A 12,900-nucleotide genomic window follows, 5' to 3' on the forward strand; every position below is an offset into this window, starting at 1 on the left:
GGGGGAGGATCACGCGCCCCGCTGGCTCCCGTAGAACACCAGCCGGTACTTGCCGATCTGTACCTCGTCGCCGTTGGCCAGGACCACGGAGTCGATCCGTTCACGGTTCACATACGTGCCGTTGAGGCTGCCGACGTCGGAGACGGTGAAACCGCCGTCCGCACCCCGGCGGAACTCCACGTGCCGCCGCGACACCGTCACGTCGTCGAGGAAGATGTCGCTCTGCGGGTGGCGGCCGGCCGTGGTCAGGTCACCGTCCAGGAGGAAGCGACTGCCCGAATTGGGCCCCCGGCGGACCACCAGGAGCGCCGAGCCGGGCGGCAGCGCCTCGACGGCGGCCTGGGCCTCAGGCGACAGCGAGGGGACGGCGGTCTGGCCCGTCACCTCGGAGTCGTATGCCTCGATACCGGAGATGGAGATCGTCGACGTCGTCTCCGACGCGCGCTCGGCGGGGGCTCCACCCCGCAGCGGCGCACCGCAGTTGGAGCAGAACCGGCCGGCCTCGGTGTTCCGGTGGCCGCACCTCGTACAAACCGGCAAACCCGCCATGGACGGATCCTCCTGCCGCGGCTGCCCCGCGTGGGGATTGGTCGCATACGGGTCGGAGGCGAACCCTCCACCCGTACTTGAGGTTGATGGTTCCCCGAAACCTATGCCTCCGGCACCGGCAGGGTCAACAGACGACGCACCCTGTCCGCCCGAATTGTCCCCACCGGGGACCTCGTCCCGGAACAGCGGACGCTCGCCCCCCTGGTCCTCACTCTGACCATGCCGCGGCGCGCGATGCCGGGCGTCGCCGTCCTCGCGCGCACTCTTGCCGAACCACTTCGCAAACAACTTCACGGGCGTTTCCCCTTGACCGAAATAGACCCGCCCGTGGGGCAGGACGAACCCAACACACCTGCCGACCCGGACACCCTCACAACGTCCGTATCCACCAGACAGTTTCCACCACGCACGACGACTGGGATGCGTCGACCCCCTGCAATCTTCTGCCCTGGCCCGGCAGTCCCCATGTTCCCCCGCTTCACTGCGGTGACGACCGAGCGTAGTCAGGCCGTTCAGCCGGTCGCAAGGCGTCGACAACGATCTTCTCGGAGCGCTCCACCGTGGCCGTGGCCTGCTCCTTCTCCAAGGTCTGCACCACACCGCCGGGGATGTTCAGGGCCGGCTCCAAGTCCTGCGGCTCACCGATGACCTTGAAGGTGTACGGCGCACTGATCCGCTTGCGGTCCACCTCGATGTCACCGGCGCTTCCCGAGAAGAATGTGCTCGCGACGACCCGGACGCCGTTGACCTGGATCGCCTCCGCCCCGGCCGCGCGCAGCTCCTGGATCGTGTCGAGGAGCATGTCCGACTCGACGGTCCGCGCCGGGTCCTGGATCGTCAGCGTGATCCCCGGCCCTTCCGCGGCGACGGTGCCGGCCAGGATGCCGAGCTGCTGTTCCTTCTGCTGCGTCTGCCTGCGCGCCTCTTCAGCCTGGTCCGAACTGTTCTCGAGCTCGGTGCGCTGGTCCTCGAGCCGCTGCTTCTCGTCCTCGAGTCGCTGCGTGCGGTTGTCGACCTCGTCGAGGATGCGGACCAGGTCCTCCTGTCGGGCACCGCGCAGCGCACTCTCGTCGCTGTTCGAGCGGACCTGGATGGCCAGTCCCAGACCGAGAACGAACAGCAGTACCGCGACGATCAGTTGGGCGCGCGTCACCCGCGGCGGCCACACCGCTGCGGCCAGCCGCTGTCTGCCGGTCCGGGTCCCGGCGCCGGGCTCGCCGGACTCCCGCGGATCGGGCTCCCGCGAGCCGGAGTCCTGCGGCCGCCCGGGCTCCCGGGAACCGGACCCCTGCGGCCCGGCTTCCTGGGAACCGGCCTTGTACGCGCCGACTTCCTGCGCGGCAGAGTCCTGCGCGCCGGTGGACACGGGCGGCTGCTCCTGCGGCAGGGGCTGCGCCCGGCACGTCTCGTCCTTCGAGTTCTCTTCGCTGTTCATACGCTCACGCCCGGAAGACATGCCTGCGGATGGCCGCGGCGTTGGAGAAGATCCGGATGCCGAGCACGACGACCACACCGGTGGACAACTGCGCACCGACACCGAGCTTGTCGCCCAGGAACACGATCAGCGCGGCCACCACCACGTTCGACAGGAAGGAGACGACGAAGACCTTGTCGACGAAGATCCCGTCGAGCATGGCCCGCAGACCACCGAAGACGGCGTCGAGCGCGGCGACGACCGCGATGGGCAGATATGGCTCGACGACCGCCGGCACCTCGGGACGGACCAACAGGCCGACCACGACTCCCACGACGAGGCCCAGTACGGCGATCACGATGTGCCCTTCTCTGTTTCGGCCGTCGCCGGTCCGCCGCTCCGCCCGGCGCCGGCCGTCTTCGGCTCTGCTGTTCGTACGATCAAGCTCGGGGCCGCCGGCAGGCGCACCGTCTCCTCGGCGGAGATCGTGGTACGGATCCCGAAGTCCTCCTTCAGGACCTGCAGATACTGCCCGTCGGCGCTGTCCTGGAAGGCACTGCGGAGCTTCCTGCCGTCCCCCACCGCCAGCACCGTGTACGGCGGCACCAGCGGTCTGTTGTCGACCAGTATGGCGTCGCCCGCCGCGCGGATCGCCGACAGGGCGGTCAGTCGCTGGCCGTTGATCGCGATCGCCTCGGCGCCCGACTCCCAAAGACCGTTGACGACCCGCTGCATGTCGCGGTCACGGACCCGGCCGGTGTCGGAGAAGCCGCTGCTCTCCCGCGGACCGCCACCACCCTGGTCGGTGCTCTCGGCGTCGTCCACGACGAGCTTCACACCGGCCCCCTCCACCTCGGTGGCTCCGGCCAGCAGGGAGACCGTCTCGCCCTGTTCCCCGCCCTGGGTGTTGAGGGCCTTGCGCTGCCGCTCCTCCACGTCCTTCCGCAGGGCCTCGACGTCCCGCTCCAGGGCGTCGGCGCCGTCGGTCTGCGCCTGTACGCGGTCGATGAGCTCCTCGCGCTCCTTCGCGCGCACGGGGGCCGCGATCTGCGCCTCGGCGGCTCCGAGCGTGACGACGGCGGCTGCCAGCACGAGACCGGCGGCAAGCCCGAGCTTGGCGCGGAGTGTGCGGGGAAGCCCGCCCGCCTCGGCCCTGCGGGCCGTCGCCTCGGCGTAACCGTCGTCGAGGCTGTGCTCCATGACATTGGTCAGCAGCGACATGGACGCATCAGGGCGCGCGGGCGGAGAACCTGTCCTCCGAACGGGGGGCTGCTGCGACATGCCGCACATCGTCGCACGTCGCAGCCGCTACCGCCGAATGGCCCCACAGGTGCGTCGAGGGGGCGCCCGTGGGCGCCCCCTCGACAGACGGGGTTCCGGTCAGTGACCTGCGCTGTCCACGACCGACGACCATTCGTCGAGCAGCGCCTGGGCCGACGCGTCGTCCGGCCCCTCCGCCCACAGATGAGTGACGGCCTCTGACGGGTCCGGCAGCACCATCACCCACCGGCCGTCCGCCTCGACCACCCGCACACCGTCGGTGGTGTCCACGTGCCGGTCCCCCGCAGCCTCCACCACCCGTCGCATCACGAGACCCTTGACGGCCCACGGCGTCGCGAGATCCCGCCTGAGCACATGGGCCCGCGGGATCCGGGCGTCGATCTGGCTCAGCGTGAGCTGCGTACGGGCCACAAGACCGACGAGCCGCACGAACGCGGCCGTGCCGTCGAAGACGCTGCTGAACTCCGGCACGATGAAACCGCCCCGGCCGTCACCGCCGAAGATCGTGGTCTCCTCCCTGCCGACCCTGGTGAGGTCGTCGGGAGACGTGGTCGTCCACTCCACCTGCGTGCCGTGATAGGCGGCCACCTGTTCGGCGATCCTCGTCGTCGTCACCGGCAGCGCCACACTGCCGCTGCGCCGCTCCGCGGCGACAAGATCGAGCAGCACCAGCAGGGCACGGTCGTCCTCCACGATCCGCCCGCGCTCGTCGACGAGCGAGAGCCGCTCGCCGACCGGGTCGAAACGCACGCCGAAGGCCGCACGCGCGGAGGCGACGATCTCGCCGAGTCGGACCAGACCGGACCTCCTGGTGTCGGCGGACTCCGTCGGCCGCGACTCGTCGAGGCCGGGATTGATCGTCAGGGAATCGACCCCGAGACGCCCGAGAAGGCTCGGCAGCACAAGGCCGGCGCTGCCGTTGGACGCGTCGATGACGACCTTGAGCCCCGACTCCGCGATCCCCGTGGTGTCCACGTTCCGCAGCAGTGAGCCCGTGTAGGAGTCGAAGACGCTGGACGGGAAGTGCAGATCGCCGATCTCGCCGGGGAACGCCCGGCGGTACTCCTGACGCGCGTACACCCGGTCCAGCTTGCGCTGACCCGCCTGCGAGAGGTCCGCTCCCCGTTCGTCGAAGAACATGATGTCCACGGAGTCGGGCACACCGGGCGACGTACGGATCATGATGCCGCCGGCGCTTCCTCTGGCCGTCTGCTGACGGGCCACGGGGAGCGGCACGTTCTCCAAGTCGCGCACGTCGATGGCACTGGCCTGCAGCGCCGAGATCACGGCCCTCTTCAACGCACGCGCACCGCGGGAGTGATCACGTGCCGTGGTGACCGTGGCGCCCTTCTTCAGCGTGGTGGCGTACGCACCGGCCAGGCGCACCACGACCTCGGGCGTGATCTCCACATTGAGGATCCCGGACACGCCCCTGGTTCCGAAGAGATGCGCCTGTCCCCGGGACTCCCAGATCACCGATGTGTTCACGAACGCGCCGGCCTCGACGGTCTTGAACGGGTACACGCGGACGTTGCCCTGAACGATCGATTCTTCGCCGACCAGACATTCGTCACCGATGACGGCGCCGTCCTCGATGCGCGCGGCCCTCATGATGTCGGTGTTCTTGCCGATGACACAGCCGCGGAGGTTGCTCTGCGGACCGATGTAGACGTTGTCGTGGACCACCGCCTTGTGGAGGAAGGCGCCGCTCTTGACGACCACATTGGATCCCACGACCGTGTGCTCGCGGATCTCGGCGCCTGCCTCCACCTTGGCGTAGTCACCGATGTAGACCGGGCCCCGCAGCACGGCGTCCGGGTGGACCTCCGCGCCCTCCGCGACCCATACCCCGGGCGAGATCTCGAATCCGTCGAGCTCGACGTCCACCTTGCGCTCCAGGACGTCGGCCTGGGCCTTGACGTAGCTCTCGTGGGTGCCGACGTCCTCCCAGTAGCCCTCGGCGACATAGCCGTAGATCGGCTTGCCTTCCTTCATGAGCTGCGGGAAGACGTCACCGGACCAGTCCACCGGCACATCGGCCTCGACGTAGTCGAAGACCTCGGGCTCCATGACGTAAATGCCGGTGTTGACGGTGTCGGAGAAGACCTGCCCCCACGTCGGCTTCTCGAGGAAGCGCTCGACCTTTCCTCCTTCGTCGACGATCGTGATGCCGAATTCCAGTGGGTTCGGAACACGTGTGAGGCAGACGGTGACCAGTGCGCCCTTCTCCTTGTGGAAGGAGATGAGGTCGGTCAGGTCGAAGTCGGTGAGGGCATCACCGGAAATCACGAGGAATGCGTCGTCCTTGAGCGCTTCCTCCGCGTTCTTCACACTGCCGGCAGTTCCGAGTGGCTTCTCCTCATTGGCGTAGGTGAGCTCCATTCCGAGCTCTTCGCCGTCGCCGAAGTAGTTCTTCACCAGCGAGGCGAGAAATTGCACGGTTACAACGGTCTCGGTGAGCCCGTGCCGCTTGAGCAGCCTCAGCACATGCTCCATGATCGGCCGGTTGGCCACCGGAAGAAGCGGCTTGGGCATACTCGAGGTCATGGGGCGAAGTCGTGTACCTTCGCCGCCAGCCATCACGACGGCCTTCATGTCGGAAGCGTCCTCCTTGAAGAGACGACGGTCAGCCGACTTCACCCGTCCAAGGTGACCATTGGTGACATGTGGTGACACGCGCGGCCGGCGACGCTGCGCGATACCACACCGACGAGGTCAATCGGCCTTTGTGTCCGCTCTGACGAGACGGCGGACCTGGACCACATAGAGGATCCCTGCCCACCAGTACAGAGTTGTACCCCATCCCGCGAACGCCCATCCGAAAATCGCCGCGAGTGACGCAAGCCACCCCGTCCCGTCACTCAGGAGAAGCAAGGGGAAGGCATACATGAGGTTGAAGGTTGCAGCTTTGCCCAAGAAGTTCACCTGCGGCGGCGGATAGCCGTGCCGGCGGAGGATTCCCACCATCACCAGCAACATCAGCTCGCGAGCCAAAAGCGCGGCGGTCAGCCAGAGCGGCAAAATCTCCCGCCAGGTCAGTCCGACGAGGGTGGAGAGGATGTAGAGGCGGTCGGCCGCCGGGTCCAGGATGCGGCCCAGGCTGCTGATCTGGTTCCACCGGCGGGCGAGTTTGCCGTCGAGATAGTCACTGACGCCGCTCAGCATCAGTACCAGCAATGCCCAGCCGTCGCTCTTGGGACCGCCGAACTCGGGGCGGAGAATCAGCCACAGGAAGAGCGGTACGCCGAGAAGACGCGCCATGCTGAGGATGTTGGGGATGGTGAGTACCCGGTCCGTCTGAACGTGGGTCTCCTGGACCTCCACCCGGGGGCCTCCTGTGGGAAACGTGCCGACTATGCCCCCTGACCCTACCTGGACCCCGGCGGCGACCGGCGCGGGGGGCGGTGGTCGGGGCCTTGAACGCGGAAAAGCCCCGCACCACAAGGGTGCGGGGCTTCCCCACAAAGATTGTTCGGCGGCGTCCTACTCTCCCACAGGGTCCCCCCTGCAGTACCATCGGCGCTGAAAGGCTTAGCTTCCGGGTTCGGAATGTAACCGGGCGTTTCCCTAACGCAATGACCACCGAAACACTATGAAGATGTCCGAACTACCAGCCGGCAACCCCGCAACAGGGGTCGGGCGAGTTCGTTACTTCAGAACTAACACAGTGGACGCGAGCAACTGAGGACAAGCCCTCGGCCTATTAGTACCGGTCAACTCCACCCCTTACAGGGCTTCCATATCCGGCCTATCAACCCAGTCGTCTACTGGGAGCCTTACCCTCTCAAGGAGGTGGGAGTCCTCATCTCGAAGCAGGCTTCCCGCTTAGATGCTTTCAGCGGTTATCCTTTCCGAACGTAGCCAACCAGCCATGCCCTTGGCAGGACAACTGGCACACCAGAGGTTCGTCCGTCCCGGTCCTCTCGTACTAGGGACAGCCCTTCTCAAGACTCCTACGCGCACAGCGGATAGGGACCGAACTGTCTCACGACGTTCTAAACCCAGCTCGCGTACCGCTTTAATGGGCGAACAGCCCAACCCTTGGGACCGACTCCAGCCCCAGGATGCGACGAGCCGACATCGAGGTGCCAAACCATCCCGTCGATATGGACTCTTGGGGAAGATCAGCCTGTTATCCCCGGGGTACCTTTTATCCGTTGAGCGACGGCGCTTCCACAAGCCACCGCCGGATCACTAGTCCCGACTTTCGTCCCTGCTCGACCCGTCGGTCTCACAGTCAAGCTCCCTTGTGCACTTACACTCAACACCTGATTGCCAACCAGGCTGAGGGAACCTTTGGGCGCCTCCGTTACCCTTTGGGAGGCAACCGCCCCAGTTAAACTACCCATCAGACACTGTCCCTGATCCGGATCACGGACCCAGGTTAGACATCCAGCACGACCAGAGTGGTATTTCAACGACGACTCCACCTGAACTGGCGTCCAAGCTTCACAGTCTCCCACCTATCCTACACAAGCCGAACCGAACACCAATATCAAACTGTAGTAAAGGTCCCGGGGTCTTTCCGTCCTGCTGCGCGAAACGAGCATCTTTACTCGTAGTGCAATTTCACCGGGCCTATGGTTGAGACAGTCGAGAAGTCGTTACGCCATTCGTGCAGGTCGGAACTTACCCGACAAGGAATTTCGCTACCTTAGGATGGTTATAGTTACCACCGCCGTTTACTGGCGCTTAAGTTCTCAGCTTCGCCCCACCGAAATGGAGCTAACCGGTCCCCTTAACGTTCCAGCACCGGGCAGGCGTCAGTCCGTATACATCGCCTTACGGCTTCGCACGGACCTGTGTTTTTAGTAAACAGTCGCTTCTCGCTGGTCTCTGCGGCCACCCCCAGCTCAAGCAGCAAGTGCTATCACCAGGAATGGCCCCCCTTCTCCCGAAGTTACGGGGGCATTTTGCCGAGTTCCTTAACCATAGTTCACCCGAACGCCTCGGTATTCTCTACCTGACCACCTGAGTCGGTTTAGGGTACGGGCCGCCATGAAACTCGCTAGAGGCTTTTCTCGACAGCATAGGATCATCCACTTCACCACAATCGGCTCGGCATCAGGTCTCAGCCTCAATGTGTGACGGATTTGCCTATCACACGGCCTACACCCTTACCCCGGGACAACCACCGCCCGGGCTGGACTACCTTCCTGCGTCACCCCATCGCTTACCTACTACAAGTCTGGTTCGTCGGCTCCACCACTCCGACCTCGTCCGAAGACTCAGCCGGCGGCTTCACGGACTTAGCATCGCCTGATTCGATATTGGGCGTTTCAAAGCGGGTACCGGAATATCAACCGGTTGTCCATCGACTACGCCTGTCGGCCTCGCCTTAGGTCCCGACTTACCCTGGGCAGATCAGCTTGACCCAGGAACCCTTAGTCAATCGGCGCACACGTTTCTCACGTGTGTATCGCTACTCATGCCTGCATTCTCACTCGTGAACCGTCCACAACTCGCTTCCGCGGCTGCTTCACCCGGCACACGACGCTCCCCTACCCATCCCAGCGGGCGTTGGCCCTCATGCTGGAATGACACGACTTCGGCGGTACGCTTGAGCCCCGCTACATTGTCGGCGCGGAATCACTTGACCAGTGAGCTATTACGCACTCTTTCAAGGGTGGCTGCTTCTAAGCCAACCTCCTGGTTGTCTCTGCGACTCCACATCCTTTCCCACTTAGCGTACGCTTAGGGGCCTTAGTCGATGCTCTGGGCTGTTTCCCTCTCGACCATGGAGCTTATCCCCCACAGTCTCACTGCCGCGCTCTCACTTACCGGCATTCGGAGTTTGGCTAAGGTCAGTAACCCGGTAGGGCCCATCGCCTATCCAGTGCTCTACCTCCGGCAAGAAACACACGACGCTGCACCTAAATGCATTTCGGGGAGAACCAGCTATCACGGAGTTTGATTGGCCTTTCACCCCTAACCACAGGTCATCCCCCAGGTTTTCAACCCTGGTGGGTTCGGTCCTCCACGAAGTCTTACCTCCGCTTCAACCTGCCCATGGCTAGATCACTCCGCTTCGGGTCTAGAGCGTGCAACTCAAACGCCCTGTTCGGACTCGCTTTCGCTACGGCTTCCCCACACGGGTTAACCTCGCTACACACCGCTAACTCGCAGGCTCATTCTTCAAAAGGCACGCAGTCACGACTGACAGCACAAGTGCTGCCAGCGACGCTCCCACGGCTTGTAGGCACACGGTTTCAGGTACTATTTCACTCCGCTCCCGCGGTACTTTTCACCATTCCCTCACGGTACTATCCGCTATCGGTCACCAGGGAATATTTAGGCTTAACGGGTGGTCCCGCCAGATTCACACGGGATTTCTCGGGCCCCGTGCTACTTGGGTGTCTCTCAAACGAGCCGTATGAATTTCAGCTACGGGGGTCTTACCCTCTACGCCGGACCTTTCGCATGTCCTTCGCCTACCCATACGGTTTCTGACTCGTCGACCAGCCGGCAGACTGATCAAGAGAGATCCCACAACCCCGTATGCGCAACCCCTGCCGGGTATCACACGCATACGGTTTGGCCTCATCCGGTTTCGCTCGCCACTACTCCCGGAATCACGGTTGTTTTCTCTTCCTGAGGGTACTGAGATGTTTCACTTCCCCTCGTTCCCTCCACACTGCCTATGTGTTCAGCAGCGGGTGACAGCCCATGACGACTGCCGGGTTTCCCCATTCGGAAACCCCCGGATCAAAGCCTGGTTGACGACTCCCCGGGGACTATCGTGGCCTCCCACGTCCTTCATCGGTTCCTGGTGCCAAGGCATCCACCGTGCGCCCTTAAAAACTTGGCCACAGATGCTCGCGTCCACTGTGTAGTTCTCAAGCAACGACCAGCCACCCACCACCCCGCCGCAACCGCGACGAGTTCACTGGGGCCGGCATCCCGAAGGACGAGCAACGCTCGCACCCTCAGACACCCAACAGTGTGCCCGGCAGAATCTCCCACCAGCCGCCTCGTTCCACGCTCCGAAGAGCAGTACTGGAAGCAGCAGGCGAGCAAGTCCCTGCCGAATAATCAACGTTCCACCCATGAGCAACCGTGCGAGTCATTCGCTCGCAGTCGGCCATGTGCTCCTTAGAAAGGAGGTGATCCAGCCGCACCTTCCGGTACGGCTACCTTGTTACGACTTCGTCCCAATCGCCAGTCCCACCTTCGACAGCTCCCTCCCACAAGGGGTTGGGCCACCGGCTTCGGGTGTTACCGACTTTCGTGACGTGACGGGCGGTGTGTACAAGGCCCGGGAACGTATTCACCGCAGCAATGCTGATCTGCGATTACTAGCAACTCCGACTTCATGGGGTCGAGTTGCAGACCCCAATCCGAACTGAGACCGGCTTTTTGAGATTCGCTCCGCCTCGCGGCTTCGCAGCTCTTTGTACCGGCCATTGTAGCACGTGTGCAGCCCAAGACATAAGGGGCATGATGACTTGACGTCGTCCCCACCTTCCTCCGAGTTGACCCCGGCAGTCTCCTGTGAGTCCCCATCACCCCGAAGGGCATGCTGGCAACACAGAACAAGGGTTGCGCTCGTTGCGGGACTTAACCCAACATCTCACGACACGAGCTGACGACAGCCATGCACCACCTGTATACCGACCACAAGGGGGGCACCATCTCTGATGCTTTCCGGTATATGTCAAGCCTTGGTAAGGTTCTTCGCGTTGCGTCGAATTAAGCCACATGCTCCGCTGCTTGTGCGGGCCCCCGTCAATTCCTTTGAGTTTTAGCCTTGCGGCCGTACTCCCCAGGCGGGGAACTTAATGCGTTAGCTGCGGCACCGACGACGTGGAATGTCGCCAACACCTAGTTCCCAACGTTTACGGCGTGGACTACCAGGGTATCTAATCCTGTTCGCTCCCCACGCTTTCGCTCCTCAGCGTCAGTAATGGCCCAGAGATCCGCCTTCGCCACCGGTGTTCCTCCTGATATCTGCGCATTTCACCGCTACACCAGGAATTCCGATCTCCCCTACCACACTCTAGCCTGCCCGTATCGAATGCAGACCCGGGGTTAAGCCCCGGGCTTTCACATCCGACGCGACAAGCCGCCTACGAGCTCTTTACGCCCAATAATTCCGGACAACGCTTGCGCCCTACGTATTACCGCGGCTGCTGGCACGTAGTTAGCCGGCGCTTCTTCTGCAGGTACCGTCACTTTCGCTTCTTCCCTGCTGAAAGAGGTTTACAACCCGAAGGCCGTCATCCCTCACGCGGCGTCGCTGCATCAGGCTTTCGCCCATTGTGCAATATTCCCCACTGCTGCCTCCCGTAGGAGTCTGGGCCGTGTCTCAGTCCCAGTGTGGCCGGTCGCCCTCTCAGGCCGGCTACCCGTCGTCGCCTTGGTAGGCCATCACCCCACCAACAAGCTGATAGGCCGCGGGCTCATCCTTCACCGCCGGAGCTTTCAACCGCAGACCATGCGATCCGCAGTGTTATCCGGTATTAGACCCCGTTTCCAGGGCTTGTCCCAGAGTGAAGGGCAGATTGCCCACGTGTTACTCACCCGTTCGCCACTAATCCCCTCCCGAAGGAGGTTCATCGTTCGACTTGCATGTGTTAAGCACGCCGCCAGCGTTCGTCCTGAGCCAGGATCAAACTCTCCATGAATGTTTACCCGTGATCGGGTGCACATCCGAAGAGCGGAACAACCGGTCGGAATAGGACCGGTCGTTCACAGCGTCCTCGCTGTGATTGCCGCCCCGCAAGCGGGACGGACTTTTTCAAAGGAACCTCGACCATCCGAAGATGGACGGGGTATCAACATATCTGGCGTTGATTTTTGGCACACTGTTGAGTTCTCAAGGAACGGACGCTTCCTTCGGGCCCTTCTCAAGGGGCCCTCCGGGCGCTTCCCTTCGGTGTTTCAAACACTACCAGGCTTTCAAGGCCTTCCTGACCACCACCCTGCGGGCACCCTGAAGGGGCGACAGTGGTTTAGACCAGTTAGGATCTCGGCTTGATAAGCGCTGCTGCCGACCCCGACTCGTTGTCGCGTTGGGGCCAGGCAGGACAACGACAGTACAGCCGATCCGGCAGACGGTGCAAATCGTTTCCGGTGCACCCCTAGGTCCGTCAACTGGTAGATCACGGACGGAACTAGGACTTCTCATGACCTACGCTTCAGAACAGTGCGTCGTCCGCGACATGCGATGGCGGCGCCGTACGAATCTCCGCCCCTGGGAGGCTCCATGACCACAGTGACGTCCCCTCTTGCCGGCCGGGCCATCGGACTCGCTGCAGTGCCCGATCCGGTGTTCTCCGGCGCGATGGTCGGGCCCGGGACCGCTATCGATCCCGTGCGTGAGCCGTCGGAGGCGCTCTCTCCCGTCGACGGCATCATCGTGTCCCTGCACCCCCACGCCTTCGTGGTCGTGGACCCGGAAGGGCACGGTGTGCTGACACACCTCGGTATCGACACCGTCCAGCTCAACGGCGAGGGCTTCGAGCTGCTCGTCAACAAGGGCGACACCGTGCAGCGCGGTCAGGCGGTCGTGCGCTGGGACCCGTCGGCCGTCGAGGCTGCCGGAAAGTCCGCCATCTGCCCGGTCGTGGCACTCGAGGCCACGACCGACTCCCTGTCCGACGTCCGTGAGGACGGCGACGTGAAGGCCGGCGAGAGCCTCTTCGGCTGGCAGTGAC

At 63.5% G+C, this 12,900-nt stretch carries 7 protein-coding genes and 3 rRNA genes; 1 reads left to right on the forward strand and 9 read right to left on the reverse strand.

All coding sequences use genetic code 11. The features are described from left to right. Positions 1 to 9: 9 nt before the first annotated feature. From OGH68_RS05580 to OGH68_RS05630, 9 genes are all read right to left on the reverse strand, one after another. The gene (locus OGH68_RS05580; protein ID WP_264249920.1) at positions 10 to 945 is read right to left on the reverse strand and encodes an FHA domain-containing protein; all 936 of its coding nucleotides are present in this window, start codon (positions 943 to 945) and stop codon (positions 10 to 12) included. 82 nt (positions 946 to 1,027) lie between these two features. Continuing rightward, on the reverse strand, positions 1,028 to 1,984 hold the full coding sequence (locus OGH68_RS05585; protein WP_264242196.1) for a DUF881 domain-containing protein: 957 nt from the start codon (positions 1,982 to 1,984) through the stop codon (positions 1,028 to 1,030). Between the two features lie 4 nt (positions 1,985 to 1,988). Further along, positions 1,989 to 2,321 carry a small basic family protein gene (locus tag OGH68_RS05590; protein WP_003970459.1) on the reverse strand — a complete coding sequence of 111 codons (333 nt, stop codon included), beginning with the start codon at positions 2,319 to 2,321 and terminating at the stop codon, positions 1,989 to 1,991. Then, positions 2,318 to 3,244 carry a DUF881 domain-containing protein gene (locus OGH68_RS05595; protein WP_264242197.1) on the reverse strand — a complete coding sequence of 309 codons (927 nt, stop codon included), beginning with the start codon at positions 3,242 to 3,244 and terminating at the stop codon, positions 2,318 to 2,320. Before OGH68_RS05595 ends, OGH68_RS05590 begins: the two co-directional genes overlap by 4 nt. Before the next feature lie 99 nt (positions 3,245 to 3,343). After that, complete coding sequence (locus OGH68_RS05600) at positions 3,344 to 5,839, reverse strand: mannose-1-phosphate guanyltransferase (protein WP_319020270.1); 2,496 nt, start codon at positions 5,837 to 5,839, stop codon at positions 3,344 to 3,346. A 120-nt stretch (positions 5,840 to 5,959) separates the two neighbouring features. Then, on the reverse strand, positions 5,960 to 6,568 hold the full coding sequence (locus OGH68_RS05615; RefSeq protein ID WP_264242198.1) for a CDP-alcohol phosphatidyltransferase family protein: 609 nt from the start codon (positions 6,566 to 6,568) through the stop codon (positions 5,960 to 5,962). 146 nt (positions 6,569 to 6,714) lie between these two features. Beyond that, positions 6,715 to 6,831: ribosomal RNA gene (gene rrf / locus OGH68_RS05620) — 5S ribosomal RNA — on the reverse strand. 96 nt (positions 6,832 to 6,927) lie between these two features. Further along, positions 6,928 to 10,052, reverse strand: a 23S ribosomal RNA gene (locus OGH68_RS05625). Between the two features lie 288 nt (positions 10,053 to 10,340). Further along, positions 10,341 to 11,868, reverse strand: a 16S ribosomal RNA gene (locus OGH68_RS05630). Together the 16S, 23S and 5S rRNA genes form the textbook arrangement of a ribosomal RNA operon. A gap of 581 nt (positions 11,869 to 12,449) precedes the next feature. Here OGH68_RS05630 and OGH68_RS05635 point away from each other — a divergent pair. Further along, a complete protein-coding gene (locus OGH68_RS05635) occupies positions 12,450 to 12,899 on the forward strand; it encodes a PTS glucose transporter subunit IIA (RefSeq protein WP_264242199.1) in 450 nt (149 codons plus the stop codon). The last annotated feature ends 1 nt before the right edge of the window (position 12,900 follow it).

The sequence above is a fragment of the Streptomyces peucetius genome, assembly GCF_025854275.1.
GTDB classification, from domain to species: domain Bacteria; phylum Actinomycetota; class Actinomycetes; order Streptomycetales; family Streptomycetaceae; genus Streptomyces; species Streptomyces peucetius_A.